The 16,064-nt window shown below is 49.8% G+C and carries 15 protein-coding genes; 7 read left to right on the top strand and 8 right to left on the bottom strand.

From position 1 onward, the window contains the following. The first annotated feature begins 125 nt into the window (after positions 1 to 125). Positions 126 to 296, top strand: a complete 171-nt coding sequence (gene yqiD / locus ACJHX7_RS05980; RefSeq protein WP_000469266.1) for a protein YqiD — start codon at positions 126 to 128, stop codon at positions 294 to 296. A gap of 57 nt (positions 297 to 353) precedes the next feature. On the opposite strand, the gene zupT is transcribed toward yqiD, so the two are convergent. Next, complete coding sequence (zupT, locus tag ACJHX7_RS05975) at positions 354 to 1,127, bottom strand: zinc transporter ZupT (RefSeq protein WP_001295627.1); 774 nt, start codon at positions 1,125 to 1,127, stop codon at positions 354 to 356. 142 nt (positions 1,128 to 1,269) lie between these two features. Between zupT and ygiD the strand changes: the two genes are divergently transcribed. Next, a complete protein-coding gene (gene ygiD, locus ACJHX7_RS05970; RefSeq protein ID WP_001374603.1) occupies positions 1,270 to 2,058 on the top strand; it encodes a 4,5-DOPA dioxygenase extradiol in 789 nt (262 codons plus the stop codon). Positions 2,059 to 2,103: 45 nt separating this feature from the next. Here the strand turns inward: ygiD and dsbI are convergent, their stop codons facing one another. The 6 genes from dsbI to tolC all read right to left on the bottom strand — a co-directional run bounded on the left by dsbI (position 2,104) and on the right by tolC (position 9,223). Beyond that, the gene (gene dsbI, locus ACJHX7_RS05965; protein ID WP_000511506.1) at positions 2,104 to 2,775 is read right to left on the bottom strand and encodes a protein-disulfide oxidoreductase DsbI; all 672 of its coding nucleotides are present in this window, start codon (positions 2,773 to 2,775) and stop codon (positions 2,104 to 2,106) included. A gap of 14 nt (positions 2,776 to 2,789) precedes the next feature. Beyond that, positions 2,790 to 3,458 carry a thiol:disulfide interchange protein DsbA/DsbL gene (locus tag ACJHX7_RS05960; protein ID WP_000040021.1) on the bottom strand — a complete coding sequence of 223 codons (669 nt, stop codon included), beginning with the start codon at positions 3,456 to 3,458 and terminating at the stop codon, positions 2,790 to 2,792. A 17-nt stretch (positions 3,459 to 3,475) separates the two neighbouring features. Beyond that, complete coding sequence (locus ACJHX7_RS05955) at positions 3,476 to 5,272, bottom strand: aryl-sulfate sulfotransferase (RefSeq protein WP_000459865.1); 1,797 nt, start codon at positions 5,270 to 5,272, stop codon at positions 3,476 to 3,478. 484 nt (positions 5,273 to 5,756) lie between these two features. Next, positions 5,757 to 6,917 carry a glutathionylspermidine synthase family protein gene (locus tag ACJHX7_RS05950; RefSeq protein ID WP_000442863.1) on the bottom strand — a complete coding sequence of 387 codons (1,161 nt, stop codon included), beginning with the start codon at positions 6,915 to 6,917 and terminating at the stop codon, positions 5,757 to 5,759. A 5-nt stretch (positions 6,918 to 6,922) separates the two neighbouring features. Beyond that, positions 6,923 to 7,594 carry a DUF1190 family protein gene (locus tag ACJHX7_RS05945; protein WP_000831543.1) on the bottom strand — a complete coding sequence of 224 codons (672 nt, stop codon included), beginning with the start codon at positions 7,592 to 7,594 and terminating at the stop codon, positions 6,923 to 6,925. A gap of 147 nt (positions 7,595 to 7,741) precedes the next feature. After that, positions 7,742 to 9,223: an outer membrane channel protein TolC gene (tolC, locus tag ACJHX7_RS05940; protein WP_000735289.1), complete on the bottom strand. Its 1,482-nt coding sequence runs from the start codon at positions 9,221 to 9,223 to the stop codon at positions 7,742 to 7,744. A 204-nt stretch (positions 9,224 to 9,427) separates the two neighbouring features. On the opposite strand from tolC, the gene nudF reads away from it, so the two are divergent. From nudF to parE, 5 genes are read left to right on the top strand one after another with little or no spacing between them, the layout of a single operon-like run. Next, complete coding sequence (gene nudF / locus ACJHX7_RS05935; protein ID WP_000917117.1) at positions 9,428 to 10,057, top strand: ADP-ribose diphosphatase; 630 nt, start codon at positions 9,428 to 9,430, stop codon at positions 10,055 to 10,057. Beyond that, entirely contained in the window at positions 10,058 to 10,480 is a 423-nt protein-coding gene (locus tag ACJHX7_RS05930) for a DUF1249 family protein (RefSeq protein WP_000833393.1), read from the top strand. It begins immediately after the preceding gene. A 24-nt stretch (positions 10,481 to 10,504) separates the two neighbouring features. Then, the gene (gene cpdA, locus ACJHX7_RS05925) at positions 10,505 to 11,332 is read left to right on the top strand and encodes a 3',5'-cyclic-AMP phosphodiesterase (RefSeq protein ID WP_410231544.1); all 828 of its coding nucleotides are present in this window, start codon (positions 10,505 to 10,507) and stop codon (positions 11,330 to 11,332) included. Continuing rightward, positions 11,332 to 11,913 carry an esterase YqiA gene (gene yqiA / locus ACJHX7_RS05920; RefSeq protein ID WP_000105733.1) on the top strand — a complete coding sequence of 194 codons (582 nt, stop codon included), beginning with the start codon at positions 11,332 to 11,334 and terminating at the stop codon, positions 11,911 to 11,913. Before cpdA ends, yqiA begins: the two co-directional genes overlap by 1 nt. A gap of 28 nt (positions 11,914 to 11,941) precedes the next feature. Next, the gene (gene parE, locus ACJHX7_RS05915; RefSeq protein WP_032330174.1) at positions 11,942 to 13,834 is read left to right on the top strand and encodes a DNA topoisomerase IV subunit B; all 1,893 of its coding nucleotides are present in this window, start codon (positions 11,942 to 11,944) and stop codon (positions 13,832 to 13,834) included. Between the two features lie 63 nt (positions 13,835 to 13,897). On the opposite strand, the gene ACJHX7_RS05910 is transcribed toward parE, so the two are convergent. Beyond that, complete coding sequence (locus tag ACJHX7_RS05910; protein WP_001051703.1) at positions 13,898 to 16,039, bottom strand: TonB-dependent siderophore receptor; 2,142 nt, start codon at positions 16,037 to 16,039, stop codon at positions 13,898 to 13,900. Positions 16,040 to 16,064: the final 25 nt, after the last annotated feature.

The raw sequence follows: 16,064 nt of genomic DNA, 5'->3' as shown, positions 1-16,064 counted from the left end.
TTTTCATTATGATCAAAATCATATAATTGTTCCGTTATTATGCGACCATATGAATATATCCGAAAAAGGATATGTGAAATTTATGCGCTAAATGTTTAGTATTGTTAAATATTAAGGGTAAAAGGATGTTTATCGCCTGGTACTGGATTGTATTGATTGCTCTTGTTGTTGTGGGTTATTTCCTGCATTTGAAACGTTATTGTCGGGCGTTTCGCCAGGACAGAGACGCACTGCTTGAAGCGCGGAACAAATACTTAAACAGTACGAGAGAAGAGACAGCCGAAAAGGTAGAATAAGGCTTTAGTGAAGCTGGCAGAAGTTGTCCATGCGCTGGACAACTTCTGATGTTGCTTTTAACCAATTCCCGCCGTTTGTAGCAGCACTAAACTGAATCCCATCACTGACATTCCACATAGTACGCCATAGCTGGGGTTATTATTAGGGTCAATCTCTTTGGCGAGCGGCATTAATTCATCAACCGAGAGCGCTACCATAATTCCTGCAACCGCCGCCATGATTGCCGCCATGACCACCGGGGAAATCATGCTACCGAGGATTAACCACGCCAGCACACCACCAAGAATTTCTGCCAGTCCAGAAATCCCCGCCCAAAGAATCGCGGTGCGTTTAGACCCCGTTGCCGCGTAAACCGGGCCTGCAACCGCCAGACCTTCAGGAATATTGTGTAACGCAACGGCCAGTGCGATGCCAAAGCCCAGCTCCAGGTTGCTGCTCGCCGTGACAAAGGTGGCAATCCCTTCCGGGAAGTTATGCAGACTGATGCCGAGAGTGAGCAGAATGGCTGTGCGCTTGATCGATTTTGGCAACGGCTGCACCGATTTTTGCATTAAATCCTGCGGATGCGCATGTGGCAACATGCGGTCCAGGCCAAAATAGCCAAGCAGACCGAAGATAAACATTCCATAACCCAACACAGGTGACATTCCTTCGGCGGCTAATGCGGCAGGAAGCATTTCCATTAATGAGATGAGCAACATGATCCCCGCCGCAAATCCTAGCGAAAACGCCAGTAAGCGGTTCGAGGGTTTTTGCCCGAGAACGCCGAGAAACGCGCCAATAAACGTGGCTGCCCCCGCCAGTATGGTCAGAATGAGAGGTACTGACATCGACAACTCCTTATAAATCTTCACCTTCAGGCAGATCGTCAAAATAACTGATGATCATCATCATTGTTATCCGGGTTCTTACTCCGCCGAACAAGCGTATTGTGAGGATATCAAAATGACACCTTTAGTTAAGGATATCATCATGTCTTCAACACGTATGCCAGCATTGTTTTTAGGTCACGGTAGTCCGATGAACGTGCTGGAAGATAATTTGTATACCCGCAGCTGGCAGACGTTGGGGATGACATTGCCACGCCCGCAAGCAATAGTGGTGGTTTCGGCTCACTGGTTTACCCGTGGAACAGGAGTGACCGCGATGGAGACGCCGCCCACGATTCATGACTTTGGTGGCTTCCCGCAGGCGCTGTACGATACGCATTATCCTGCTCCGGGTTCACCTGCGCTGGCACAGCATCTGGTTGAGCTGTTAGCGCCGGTCCCTGTGACGCTGGATAAAGAAGCCTGGGGCTTCGACCACGGCTCGTGGGGCGTACTGATTAAGATGTATCCTGACGCCGATATCCCGATGGTGCAGTTGAGTATCGACAGTAGCAAACCTGCCGCCTGGCATTTCGAAATGGGGCGCAAACTCGCGGCGCTGCGTGATGAAGGGATAATGTTGGTCGCCAGTGGCAACGTGGTGCATAACCTGCGTACAGTGAAGTGGCACGGTGATAGTTCACCGTATCCGTGGGCGACGTCGTTTAATGAGTATGTGAAAGCGAATCTGACGTGGCAAGGGCCGGTGGAACAACATCCTCTGGTGAATTATCTCGACCATGAAGGTGGCGCGTTATCGAACCCAACGCCAGAGCACTATCTGCCGTTGTTGTATGTGTTAGGTGCGTGGGATGGGCAGGAGCCAATTACCATTCCGGTCGATGGTATAGAAATGGGCAGTTTAAGTATGCTGTCGGTGCAGATAGGTTAATAAAAGAACCCGAAGCCAGAATGACTGGCTTCGGGTGTTGCTGAGTTAGCCTCTGATGATTTTAAGTGCCCATGCGCCACTCATAATGACCAGCAGCACCAGACACATACCAAAAGCCAGCATACAAGCCTGAGCCATATTCATAAAATGCCATGGTGGTAGCAGATACCAGCCTTCAGATTGCTGATACATTTCCACAAACCACTGTTGCGTGCTGCTCAGTGTGACGCCATCAGGAACGATTGGTGCGTCATAGCCACAATCCCCGGTAGGCTTGAACCAATTTGGTGCCCACTGTGCCAGCGGCAGGTTAAAGGGAAAAGTTGGATCGGTAGAGCAACCCTGTACGCCAAACAGTGAATCGGGATCCGGATTATGTACTGCATGGTGGATATCGTTCAGTTTGAGCGAAAACTTCAGTCCCAAAATGCTGCCGTAAAATGCCATCACGCAGCCAATTAGCTTTAGGATGATGTTCTTTGGGTTGATCGCTGCAACCAATCCTCCAATAACCATCACAAACATGGCGTAGCGAATGTATACACATTGCTCACAGGGTGCCATGTAGAGATAGATCTGGAAGAAAGAGTGCGCCAGGATAATTAACGCGCCCATCGCAACGGCCATTAACAACCACAACAAGCGTTGCTCCTGCCATCTGACCAGTGTGTCAACTGGTGATGTGCGAAGATCTTTCCACATTCCCTTAATACCCATAGCCTGTTTCCCTGTTATTTGCTTGCTAACTCGCGGATAAGGTCTGCCATTGAGTCAATAGATTTAATACTCTTGGTGTAGATCAGGTATTTACCATTGACGACATACGCCGGAACGCCCTGGATTTTTGCAACTTCATAAGAGGCTTTCCATTTTTCCAGCGTTTCTTGAACTGCAGGCTCTTTCAGCGCGGCTTCAAAATCGGCCTGACTCATACCTGCGGCGTCCAGTCCGGTTTTGATAAAGGCAGCCGGATCTTTACCATCAGACCAGCGTTCTTTTTTGTCATGATAAGCCGCGTAATAAGCAAACTTGGCTTTCTTAAACTGAGAGTTAGCATCAAATAATGAAATACCTGCTGCTTTATCTTTATTGATCAAGACCGCAAAGACTTCGCTTGCTTGTTTGCCGTATTCACCTTTTGTTTCCAGATGGAATGGAGTAAAAGCAACGATATCTTTCACTTTTTCCGATACCGGACCGGTAACCGCTTTGTCGTACTTGTAACAGAACGGGCAGGCGTAGCTAAATACCTTAATCAGCGTTTTGTCGGCATTCGGAATAGGTTTTTCCAGAACCATGTAATCCGTGCCTTCGGTAAATGCAGAAGCGGTAAATGAAACAGCCAAAGCTGCGGTAAGCAGTATGGTTTTAAATAGTGATGAGATCCCTAATTTCGACATTTTTATTCCCTTCTTAATTATTTGAACATCTGTTGTGGACGGACTAACAGTGCACGATAGTGAGTCTGATTGGGTTTATCTGACAGCACGTCGATTTCCACTTTCACTTCTTTGGTTTTGTAATCGATTTCGTTCAACTTACCGACGGTTGGCTGCCCGACATCGAACAAATGAATAGAACCACCGAAGCCAAACATGGTGTTACGGTCGGCTTGATATTCAATGATGGAGGTAATCGGGCTATAGAAATCGTAGCCACGTTCTTTACCGTATTCCCACACTTGCTGAACGGTGCCTTTCTTCTCATCAATCTTATATTCCACAAAGCGGGAGTATTTCATGGTTGGTAAGGCAGGTTGTTCCAGATGACGCCCATCGCCATTATCAAAAATGGTGAGCGTTCCTTTGCTGGAAATCCAGGCGGTATGCTGGGTGTAGGTAAAGTCGAAGTCTGAGTTTTCGCACAGGCCATTTTCGTTACAGGTAATTGGCTTACCGTTAGCATCAACCGGTTTCAGCAGCTTGCTGGCCAGCGGTTTTTCCCAACCTTTAGAGGGCGCAAGGATCCATTTCACTTGCTTATCACGACCAATCTTCACAACACCCTGGTGACGAGAAGAGAGAATAATTGAGTCATCTTTTGCGTCATAAGCGATGGAATTAACGTGCGCCCAGTTACGGCCTGGCCCTACACCCAGAGCGTCGCCGAACGGTGTATCTGGTTCCAGTTTTGCCTGTTGTCCTGCATGGGCAAGGTCAACGTTAACGCAAACTGCACCTGCATCCAGCGCGCCGAGCAGTGCATCGCGTTTCGGATCGAGGATCTTCGTCAGATCCCATACATCTACAACGCGACCAGATTTATCGACTTCGAGGATATGGTCACGAATGGTGGTGACGTGTACGCCGTCATCGCGACGGTAATTGCTCTTACCTACGCGCAACAATACTGTGCCATTTGGCGTCTCAATGGATTCATGAGTAGCGTCAGCAAATCCGCGCGGTAGTTTGTGATCTTCGAGCACCTGCCCCATCATGTCGAACTCGTACCAGTGCTGACCTTGTACAGCGGTAAAGGTGCCGCGTGGCGTTTCGCGGATACCCATCAGATAACCACGCTTGTTGATATCGCGGTCACGACCATCGTAGAAAGTGTCTTGATCCAGCCACCAGCGGTATTCACCTTCGGTATCGACGATGAAAGTAAAGGGCGCGATATCAAAAGGGAGTGCGCCAGTTGCCGGACCCGCATCAAGGATACCGGCATTTTTATCTTTCTCACCATGCCAGTGGAGATCGGAACCTTGGGCGGTAAAGGTGTGGGTATTAACCAGATAGAGGCGATCTTCAAAACCCGGTGCGACTTTAATAACTTTGGTCTGTTGTAAATCGGAGATAGAGCGGTTATCCATGTAATTATTGACGATGGCCGAAGTGTGCACCACATAATCATCTTTCATGACCTTGCCGTTTTCTTTCCACTCAACGGTCACTTTGTTAGCAAATTTCTGATAAAGACCAAAAATCGGTACACCATCGTAAGTTTTTAGTGATTCCTGACCCACGGGATAGCTGATTTCTACGCCTTTTTCGCCCTTCCCATGGACGGTAACTTTGACGTCAGAAATAACATGGCTATCTAAGTCAACCAAAGCGGTCAGTGGTGCATTGCCGTAGGGATCGACAATGACCGCACCCAGTTGCCCGGCAGGCGGCGCTGGTTTAAAACCCGCAGCCATCACCCCCGATGCTGACAAACCCAGGGTTATCGCCACAGTTCCGGCTACGAGTGTTTTTCTATATTTATCAAACATGGATATATCTCCTTATATAACGCAAATATATAATAATGATGAATATCGACTGTTGAGAGGGTGCTAATAAATTCGTTACGTGAATATAAATATTAATTCAATAAAGAGTGAGAATGCTTTTGTGTTTCTTTTAAATATGTTGTTATTCGGTGAAACAAATATTTATGTTTAATGGATAGTAGGGGGGCAATATATCAATCACAATGTTCAATACTGTGTAGTGTGATCCCTGCAACATTGTTTTTTAATTATTAAATTTAAATCTGGTGAGATAAAAGTAAAGTATTTAAATAATATCAAATAGTTATGTTGTGATGTATTCACTTACTTTAATTACAATATCGCTTGCATATGACGATTTAACATTAAATTGAGTATTAATGTTAAATAAAGGTTGGATATGTATGTGTTTATATATTGATGGGAATTATGAATGGTGGATTATAAGAGATTGCCCCGCTTATCGGGGCAATATTAAGCTGTATTACTCAACAAAAATATGCGGATAAAACCGAGACATATCCTGGGTGATCAATGCACGGTCTTCACGAATGCCAATTCCGGCAGGTTGATCGTTCACCAGCCAGCTACCAATCAGCATATAGCTGTCGCCGAATTTCGGTAACGGGTGGAATTGCTGAACAATCATCCCTTCTTCGCCATACGGACCTTCCGCTGCTTCAATGGTTTTGCCGTTCTCAATGATCGACACGTTTGCGCCTTCACGGGAGAAGAGCGGTTTAACCACATATTTTTCCATTTGCGGATGATCATCTTCCGCAAAATAAGCGGGCAGCAGGTTCGGGTGATTCGGGAACATCTCCCACAGTAGCGGTAGAAGCGCTTTGTTGGAGATAATGCTCTTCCACGCCGGTTCCAGCCAGCGTACGCCTGCATCCTCCAGCTTGGTGGAGAACATCTCACGCAACATAAATTCCCACGGATACAGCTTGAACAGGTTGGAAATCACCTGATCCTGTAAATCCGTGAACTGACCTTTTTCACCTAACCCGATATCGTCGATGTAGAGGAACTCGGTAGCGATTTCAGCTTCCGTCGCGCAGTCCTGCAAATACTGAATGGTTCCGCGATCTTCCACCGTGTCGCGACAGCAGGTGAGATGCAGCAACTGGAAGCCATACTGTTCACGCAGCTCAACGAAGCGATCGATCAGCTTTTCTTGCAAACTGTTAAACTGGTCGCTGCCCTCCGGCAAGTTACCGGCGTTAAGCTGATCTTCCAGCCAGATCCACTGAAAGAACGCCGCCTCGTATAGTGACGTTGGCGTATCGGCGTTATTTTCCAGAAGTTTAGGTTCGCCAGTGCCATCCCACGCCAGATCAAGACGCGAATAAAGCGATGGCTGGTGCGTCAGCCATGACTGGCGCACAAAACTCCAGGTGTGTTTTGGTATGCGGAATTTGGTCATCAGCTCATCGCTGGCGATCACTTTTTCCACCACTTTCAGGCACATCTGGTGCAGTTCGGCGGTGACTTCTTCCAGCTTTTCAACCTGGGCGAGGGTCAACTTGTAGTAAGCATCTTCACACCAGTACGGCTCGCCGTACATGGTGTGAAAATTGAAACCGTATTCGTGGGCTTTTTCGCGCCAGTCCGGGCGCTCGGTAATACTGACTCTTTCCATCGGTATCAGCCACCCATTGAACGAGAAGAGGTGCCGGTTGCGCTACGCTGCATAGTGCTTTGTTTGGCAACAGATTCACCAAAACCGCCACGGGTAACGGTAGTGGTGGTCGCCGGTTTTGGTGCCATTGCCGTCTTCGGTACGGTCATGGTGCGGCCTGGCTGGGCTGCGCCATAGTTTTTACCCGTCGCGTCGGTATATTTACCGTAAGCCGGGCTGGCCGGGTTTTTCGAGGAGAACAGCGGCTGCTGTGCAAATCCCGCGCCGCCGCCCATCAGACGCCCCATCATGTAACCGGCCATCAGCGGCATCCAGAAACTTCCGCTGGATTGCTGGGCCTGCGCCTGGTTTTCTGGTGCCATACCAGCCTGGGCTGGTGCCTGCTGGCACTGACCTTCACCAAATTCAGCAACACAGTCTTCACGGGTGGCGTATTTCGGCGCAGTACGTTCGGCTTCTTTCAGCGCATTGTTGTACGCGGTGGTACATTCGGCGCTTTTGCCTGGGTTTGCAGCTGAACAGTCGTCAGCATTTTGATAGAGAGACACTGTTTCATCACTCTTTTCACAGCCAGCCAGCATAAAAACAGTGGCAACCGCGAGAGCGACTGGTGTCAGATGGCGTGCGCTCCAGTTTTTGCGGAACGATGCGTGGCGTATGGATTTTGTCCGTTTCATTTTTGTCTTCCGGGACCAGTGGTAAATACCCATCAGAATAGAGGATGGCTGGTCGAAATTGAAGCGAGAAGGGGGAAGAATGCGGCAGATAACCCGTATCTTTACGTTGCCTTACGTTCAGACGGGGCCGAAGCCCCGTCGTCGTCATCAGTTACGGAAAGGGTTATGACCGTTACTGGTGGTAGTGCGTGCGGATGTTTGCTGAACGACGGGTGCCGGGCTATCAGGCGCATAACCATCAGCAATAGCATTCTGTTCCGGCGTTTGCGGGGCAACGTTTTCCGGATTAGTGGAAACCGGTTTGCTCAGCGCATTGTTCAGTGCCAGCAGATCCTGCTCGTTCAACGTACCCAGAGCTGACTTAATATTCAACTGGTTAATCAGGTAGTTATAACGCGCATTTGCCAGCTCTTGCTTAGCGTTGTACAGCGTGGTGGTCGCATCCAACACATCAACAATGGTACGCGTACCAACCGAGTAACCCGCTTCCATCGCGTCTAATGAGCTTTGAGCGGAAACTACGGCTTGTTTGTAGGCGTTAATGCTACTGATAGAAGCATTAATGTTGTTGAAGGAGGAACGTACGGTTTGTACGACGCTACGATGCGCGCTTTCCAGTTGCTCGCTGGCACCAACAAAGTTGTACTGGGCCTGTTTCACCTGCGAGTTAACCATTCCGCCCTGATAAATCGGCAGCGAGAAGCTCAGGCCCACTTTGTTCTGGCCCATATTGCTGTCGTCATACTGGGTACCAGCGGCACCACGGGTTTTCGAACCGCTATAAGAGGTGTCAGAAATCCCGGTAGAAGCCGTTAAATCCAGAGTCGGTAAGTGACCATCCTGCGCCTGGCGAATTTGCTCGCGCGCCAGGTCCTGGCTCAAGCGCGCCTGTAACAACGACAGGTTGCGTTTTTCGGCTTCTTTCAGCAGCGTGTTAACCGGCTGTGGTTTGTCGGTTTTAAAGTTTTCGACATTCAGCGCCGCCAGTTCCGGATAGTAGTTACCGGTGATCTGGCGCAGTTGCTCTACCGCGTTATCAAGGTTATTACGTGCGGTCACTTCGTTCGCCAGCACGGTATCGTACTGTGCGCGGGCGTTCTGCACGTCAGTGATCGCTACCAGGCCCACGTTAAAACGTTGGGTGGTTTGATCTAATTGACGGTAGATCGCTTCTTTTTGCGCCTGTGTATAGGAAAGAACGTCAATAGCATTCAACACGTTGAAATAAGCGGTCGCGGTGTTGAGGATCAAGGTTTGTTGATCGGTCTGATACGTGACGTCCTGAATCCCAGCTGCTTTTTCCTGCAGCGTTAACGCACGCCATTTCGACATATCAAAAATGGATTGAGTTAACTGCAGGGACGCACTGGTCGCGTTAGAGTTGATGCCGTTCGCGTCGCGGTAGCCGTTGCTATAGGTGTAATCTGCACCTAAACCTAGCTGTGGCAGTAATGGACTGCGCGCTTCATTAATTTTTTCAAAGGCAGCATCACGATCGGCAGCAGACTTACGCAATTCCGGGTTACTAAGGCGTGCTTGCTGATAAACTTGCATCAGGTTCTCGGCCTGGCTCAACGAACTGAAACCAGAAAGGCTCAGGCCGATAAGAATGGGGAGCAATTTCTTCATTTGCATTCCTTGTGGTGAAGCAGTATTTAGCGCGATCAAACTGTAAAATTATTGCGGATTCTAGCAGAAGCCGCTACCGCAAAAGGTTGGCGTTACGTGCCATAGGGCGTTAATGTGCCTCAATTTAACACATGACTGCTCAAACGGCAGTCAAACGTCGCTGAAATTCACATTTAATTCACTATTAGTGCCAGGACATTAACAATGCTTAAGCCAGACAACCTGCCCGTTACATTTGGCAAAAACGATGTAGAAATTATTGCACGAGAAACACTTTATCGCGGCTTTTTTTCATTAGATCTTTATAGATTTCGTCATCGTCTATTCAACGGGCAAATGAGTCATGAGGTACGGCGGGAAATTTTTGAGCGCGGTCACGCCGCAGTCTTGCTACCCTTTGACCCAGTGCGTGATGAAGTTGTGCTGATTGAGCAGATTCGAATTGCCGCGTACGACACTAGCGAAACCCCCTGGCTACTGGAGATGGTTGCCGGGATGATTGAAGAGGGGGAAAGTGTGGAAGATGTTGCCCGTCGCGAAGCGATTGAAGAGGCGGGGCTGATAGTCAAACGGACCAAACCGGTGTTAAGTTTCCTGGCAAGCCCGGGGGGCACCAGTGAGCGTTCGTCAATTATGGTGGGCGAAGTGGACGCCACGACCGCAAGCGGTATTCACGGTCTGGCTGATGAAAACGAAGATATTCGCGTTCATGTGGTAAGCCGGGAACAGGCATACCAGTGGGTAGAAGAGGGGAAAATCGACAACGCAGCGTCGGTCATCGCTTTGCAATGGCTGCAGCTGCATCATCAAGCGTTAAAAAATGAGTGGGCATAAATGAAGCGTTACACACCTGACTTTCCTGAAATGATGCGCCTGTGCGAGATGAACTTTTCACAATTGCGCCGTTTGTTACCGCGCAATGACGCACCCGGCGAAACTGTAAGCTATCAGGTGGCAAACGCACAATATCGGCTGACGATTGTGGAATCGACCCGATACACTACCCTGGTGACAATAGAACAGACTGCGCCCGCGATCAGTTACTGGAGCCTTCCGTCAATGACGGTGCGTCTGTATCATGACGCGATGGTGGCTGAAGTGTGTTCAAGCCAGCAGATTTTTCGCTTCAAAGCGCGGTATGATTATCCTAATAAAAAGTTGCATCAACGCGACGAAAAGCATCAAATTAATCAGTTTTTAGCGGACTGGTTGCGATACTGTTTAGCACATGGAGCGATGGCGATTCCGGTTTATTAGCGTCGTGAAACCTAAGGACACCATTTGGAAAGCCTGTTAACCCTTCCTCTGGCTGGTGAGGCCAGAGTCAGGATTTTACAAATTACCGACACTCACCTGTTTGCGCAAAAGCACGAAGCCCTGTTAGGGGTAAACACCTGGGAAAGCTACCAGGCGGTGCTGGAGGCGATTCGGCCACACCAGCACGAATTCGACCTGATTGTCGCGACAGGTGATTTAGCGCAGGATCAATCCTCTGCGGCCTATCAGCATTTCGCTGAAGGCATCGCAAGTTTTCGTGCGCCCTGCGTCTGGCTGCCGGGCAACCACGATTTCCAGCCCGCGATGTACAGCGCGTTACAGGATGCGGGTATCTCCCCGGCGAAGCGGGTGTTTATTGGTGAGCAATGGCAAATCCTGTTGCTGGATAGCCAGGTGTTTGGCGTGCCGCACGGTGAGCTGAGCGAGTTTCAGCTTGAGTGGCTGGAACGTAAACTGGCCGATGCGCCAGAACGCCATACGTTGCTGCTGCTGCATCATCATCCGCTACCTGCGGGTTGTTGTTGGCTTGATCAACACAGCCTGCGTAACGCGGGCGAACTGGATACCGTGCTGGCGAAGTTTCCGCACGTCAAATACTTGCTGTGCGGTCATATTCATCAGGAGCTGGATCTCGACTGGAACGGTCGCCGCTTGCTGGCAACGCCGTCGACCTGTGTGCAGTTTAAGCCGCACTGTTCTAACTTTACGCTGGACACCATCGCGCCCGGCTGGCGTACTCTCGAGTTACATGCTGATGGCACGCTGACCACCGAGGTGCATCGCCTGGCGGACGCACGCTTCCAACCTGATACCGCTTCAGAAGGCTACTGATGTCTACGCTTCTTTATTTACACGGTTTCAACAGCTCGCCGCGCTCTGCAAAAGCGAGCTTGTTAAAAAACTGGTTGGCGGAACATCACCCTGACGTAGAGATGATCATTCCGCAGTTGCCGCCGTATCCTTCCGATGCGGCAGAACTGCTGGAATCCATTGTCCTGGAACATGGCGGCGATTCGCTGGGTATTGTCGGTTCGTCACTGGGGGGATATTACGCCACCTGGTTGTCGCAATGTTTTATGCTGCCCGCAGTGGTGGTAAACCCGGCGGTGCGCCCGTTTGAACTGCTGACGGACTATCTCGGTCAGAACGAGAACCCCTACACCGGGCAGCAATATGTGCTAGAGTCACGCCATATTTACGATCTCAAAGTCATGCAGATTGACCCGCTGGAAGCGCCGGATTTGATCTGGCTGCTGCAACAGACGGGAGATGAAGTGCTGGATTACCGCCAGGCGGTGGCGTACTACGCTTCCTGCCGCCAGACTGTCATAGAAGGCGGCAACCACGCATTCACGGGCTTCGAAGATTATTTCAACCCGATCGTCGATTTTCTTGGTCTGCACCATCTCTGACGATCAACTCGAATTGCTAACTTAAACCATGACGCAAACTTATAACGCTGATGCCATTGAGGTACTCACCGGGCTTGAGCCGGTTCGCCGCCGTCCGGGGATGTATACCGATACCACTCGCCCTAACCATTTGGGGCAAGAAGTTATTGATAACAGTGTCGATGAAGCACTGGCGGGCCACGCAAAACGCGTGGATGTAATCTTACATGCCGACCAGTCGTTAGAAGTGATTGACGATGGGCGCGGGATGCCGGTAGATATTCACCCGGAAGAGGGGGTACCGGCGGTTGAACTGATTCTTTGCCGTCTGCACGCGGGCGGTAAATTCTCTAACAAAAATTACCAGTTCTCTGGCGGCCTGCATGGCGTGGGGATTTCGGTGGTTAACGCCCTGTCGAAGCGCGTAGAAGTTAACGTACGCCGCGATGGTCAGATCTATAACATCGCCTTTGAAAATGGCGAAAAGGTGCAAGATTTACAGGTTATCGGCACTTGCGGTAAACGCAATACCGGTACCAGCGTGCACTTCTGGCCGGATGAAACCTTCTTTGACAGCCCGCGTTTTTCTGTTTCACGCCTGACGCATGTGCTGAAAGCCAAAGCGGTACTGTGCCCGGGCGTTGAGATCACTTTTAAAGATGAGATCAACAACACCGAACAGCGCTGGTGCTATCAGGACGGTCTGAATGATTACCTGGCGGAAGCGGTAAACGGTTTACCGACGCTGCCAGAAAAACCGTTTATCGGTAATTTCGCTGGCGATACTGAAGCGGTGGACTGGGCGCTACTGTGGCTACCGGAAGGCGGTGAATTGCTGACCGAAAGCTACGTCAACCTGATCCCAACGATGCAGGGCGGTACCCATGTTAATGGCCTGCGTCAGGGCCTGCTGGACGCGATGCGTGAGTTCTGTGAATACCGCAACATTCTGCCGCGCGGTGTAAAGCTGTCGGCGGAAGATATCTGGGATCGCTGCGCCTATGTGCTGTCAGTAAAAATGCAGGATCCGCAGTTTGCCGGGCAGACCAAAGAACGTCTCTCTTCGCGTCAGTGTGCGGCATTCGTTTCGGGCGTGGTGAAAGATGCTTTCATCCTGTGGCTGAACCAGAACGTTCAGGCGGCGGAGCTGTTGGCAGAGATGGCGATTTCCAGCGCCCAGCGTCGTATGCGTGCGGCTAAAAAAGTGGTGCGTAAAAAGCTAACCAGCGGCCCGGCGCTGCCTGGTAAATTGGCTGACTGTACCGCGCAGGATCTTAACCGTACCGAACTATTCCTTGTGGAAGGTGACTCCGCAGGCGGATCTGCCAAGCAGGCGCGCGATCGCGAATATCAGGCGATCATGCCACTGAAAGGTAAGATCCTTAACACCTGGGAAGTCTCTTCCGACGAAGTGCTGGCTTCGCAGGAAGTGCACGATATTTCGGTAGCTATCGGTATCGATCCTGACAGCGACGATTTGAGCCAGCTTCGTTACGGCAAGATCTGTATCCTGGCGGATGCTGACTCCGATGGTCTGCACATTGCCACGCTGCTCTGCGCTTTGTTTGTAAAACACTTCCGCGCATTGGTGAAACACGGTCACGTTTACGTTGCACTGCCACCGCTCTACCGTATTGACCTCGGGAAAGAGGTTTATTACGCGCTGACGGAAGAAGAGAAAGAGGGCGTACTTGAGCAATTAAAACGCAAGAAAGGCAAGCCAAACGTCCAGCGTTTTAAAGGTCTCGGGGAAATGAACCCGATGCAATTGCGCGAAACCACGCTTGATCCGAACACTCGCCGTCTGGTGCAGTTGACTATCGATGATGAAGACGATCAGCGTACTGACGCGATGATGGATATGCTGCTGGCGAAGAAACGCTCGGAAGATCGCCGCAACTGGTTGCAAGAGAAAGGCGACATGGCAGAGATTGAGGTCTGATAATCCTCCCGCCAGAAGAATAAAACATAGCCCGGTATACAAGTGTATACCGGGCTTTTTTGATCAAAATTCCATTTTCACCGTGAATTGCACTTCACGCGGATCGCCAATCTGATTCCCCAGATTATTTGTGGCGATGGAAGAGGTGTAATACGTTTTATCAAACAGGTTTTTGACGTTTAATTGCAGTGTGACCGGATACTGCAATTTCATTTTGTATGCGGCGAAGGCATCGGCAACGAAATAGCCTGGCAGATAATAGTCAGCCCCATTGGTTGCCGAACGACGGCTTACGCCATGTCCACCACCGCCAAACGTCAGTGTGTTATTGCCAGGCATGTTATGAATGTCATAAGTCAGGAATAGCGAACCGGTATGACGAGGAACATTCGGCAATGGTTTCCCTGCATAATCAGGATCCTCCAGAACCTTAGCATCGGTATAGCCGTAGCTGGCAATGATATTAATGTTTTCAGTTAATGCTCCCGCAAGGTCGACTTCTACCCCTCTTGAACGAACACGGCCTGCCGTTTTGGCAATGGTTTCATCACCAACACTTTCGGTATACAACACATTACGTTTATGGATATCAAACAGCGCAATATCTGCGGTGATACCATCGAATAGCTCGAATTTTGCCCCGACTTCGTAAGCATTAGATGATTCCGGTGGAAGATCGCCAATGTAGCTGGCAATTGACGACTGCGGCATAAATGTTTGCGAATAATTGGCAAATAAGGATACCGATGGCGTCAGTTTGTAGACCAACCCCAGTTTGGGAGTCCATTGTTCATCGCGGCTGTCAGTATTGACATTAAAAGGACGGCCTTTACCCGCATACTGCGTGTAATACTGATAGCGGATCCCGGCGACGGCAATCCAGTTATCGGTCAGATAGAGTGCGTCCTGTGCATACGCTGAGTAGCTCTCCTGTTTGATCGTCTGATCACTGTCCGACGCCGAAACCGTTGTACATTTGCTGGTATTACCATAAACAGGGTTGTAGATATTGAAATCTTTAGCTTTTTTACAGCGAATCATATCTGTACGCAGAAGATCATAATATTCATATGACACCCCACCCAGAATCTCATTATAGAATCCGGCAATATCAACATTCCCTTGCAGATCCGCACGAGTAGCATGCATACGCTGGGTAGATCCCTGAGTTGCATCAACACGCCGTGTCAGTGTTCCTGTCGTTGCATCATACGCGGTAACACGCGCCTGATTATCGCTGTATTTATCCTGGCTGTAGCTGTAATCAAAGCGCGCTGTCCACTGGCTATTGAGATGATATTCTGCGTTGAGTTGCGCCAGATCGGACTGACCATCTGTAATATTAAACGGTTCGTCAAAACGTATTTTTCGATCAACGTTTACGGGCTGTTTCGTCGTAAGGTCGAAAATCGTTCCACGATCGAACGGAGTTTTATAGTCCCGATGGGAATAGAGCATGGTTACTGTTGCATTATCACCAAACCAGGTGAGTGACGGGGCAATAAATGTACTGCGCTCTTTACCGAAGTTTCGCCAGTAATCTTCATCCTGCACTTCCCCGGTAAGGCGATACGCCAGCTGAGTGCCTTCAATGGGACCTGTGATATCAAGTTGCCCAGTGCCTCCGCCAAAACTGGAGGACGTGGCTGAGACAGAACCATGGAATGTTTTTTCCGGGCGCTTGGTCACGACGTTAATCAATCCGCCAGGATCGAGAATGCCATACAGCGTGGAGGCCGGACCTTTTAGCACTTCCACACGTTCTGTGGCGGCGTTGAAACTGCGAGGAAGTACAGTTCGCAGGCCGTTGGTCATGATGGAGCCATCCCGGTTTGCGCCAAACCCACGACGTACAAAGGCGTCCTGAGTTCCGCCTAATGTATTGGTCTGTACCACGTTACTGACGTTATAAAGCGCTTCATCCAGCGTCGTCGCATTCTGATTTTCCAGAACCTGATCGCTAACCGTATTGACCACCTGCGGGATATCCAGCATCGGCATATCGGTTAATGTCGCCGTGGAAGTGCTCAGAGGTTGATAACCATCGGTCGCCTCAGTTGCGGTATTTGCATCCGCTGTAACAGTGATTGTTTCGCCATCTTTGGTCGTTGCAGTGTCGGTTGCATGAATCATTGGTGCTGCAAAGAGCAGTGAAAAGAGCGCCCGACCTTTGATTCCTGAGAATGAAGGTGTGAACTTAGCCATTTAGTCTGTTATCCCAAAAACTCAC

The organism is Escherichia sp. WS1451 (assembly GCF_046487365.1).
Taxonomy (GTDB): domain Bacteria; phylum Pseudomonadota; class Gammaproteobacteria; order Enterobacterales; family Enterobacteriaceae; genus Escherichia; species Escherichia coli.
The sequence above is the reverse complement of the archived record's forward strand: the minus strand, read 5'-3'. Positions and strand labels throughout refer to the sequence as shown.

Bases quoted from the DNA above. Each gene is read 5' to 3' on its own strand.
- dsbI (WP_000511506.1), bottom strand. From the start codon at position 2,775: ATGGGTATTAAGGGAATGTGGAAAGATCTTCGCACATCACCAGTTGAC.
- parE (WP_032330174.1), top strand. From the start codon at position 11,942: ATGACGCAAACTTATAACGCTGATGCCATTGAGGTACTCACCGGGCTT.
- zupT (WP_001295627.1), bottom strand. From the start codon at position 1,127: ATGTCAGTACCTCTCATTCTGACCATACTGGCGGGGGCAGCCACGTTT.
- ACJHX7_RS05960 (WP_000040021.1), bottom strand. From the start codon at position 3,458: ATGTCGAAATTAGGGATCTCATCACTATTTAAAACCATACTGCTTACC.
- yqiD (WP_000469266.1), top strand. From the start codon at position 126: ATGTTTATCGCCTGGTACTGGATTGTATTGATTGCTCTTGTTGTTGTG.
- ACJHX7_RS05930 (WP_000833393.1), top strand. From the start codon at position 10,058: ATGAAGCGTTACACACCTGACTTTCCTGAAATGATGCGCCTGTGCGAG.
- ACJHX7_RS05950 (WP_000442863.1), bottom strand. From the start codon at position 6,917: ATGGAAAGAGTCAGTATTACCGAGCGCCCGGACTGGCGCGAAAAAGCC.
- ygiD (WP_001374603.1), top strand. From the start codon at position 1,270: ATGTCTTCAACACGTATGCCAGCATTGTTTTTAGGTCACGGTAGTCCG.
- ACJHX7_RS05945 (WP_000831543.1), bottom strand. From the start codon at position 7,594: ATGAAACGGACAAAATCCATACGCCACGCATCGTTCCGCAAAAACTGG.
- yqiA (WP_000105733.1), top strand. From the start codon at position 11,332: ATGTCTACGCTTCTTTATTTACACGGTTTCAACAGCTCGCCGCGCTCT.
- ACJHX7_RS05910 (WP_001051703.1), bottom strand. From the start codon at position 16,039: ATGGCTAAGTTCACACCTTCATTCTCAGGAATCAAAGGTCGGGCGCTC.
- ACJHX7_RS05955 (WP_000459865.1), bottom strand. From the start codon at position 5,272: ATGTTTGATAAATATAGAAAAACACTCGTAGCCGGAACTGTGGCGATA.
- nudF (WP_000917117.1), top strand. From the start codon at position 9,428: ATGCTTAAGCCAGACAACCTGCCCGTTACATTTGGCAAAAACGATGTA.
- tolC (WP_000735289.1), bottom strand. From the start codon at position 9,223: ATGAAGAAATTGCTCCCCATTCTTATCGGCCTGAGCCTTTCTGGTTTC.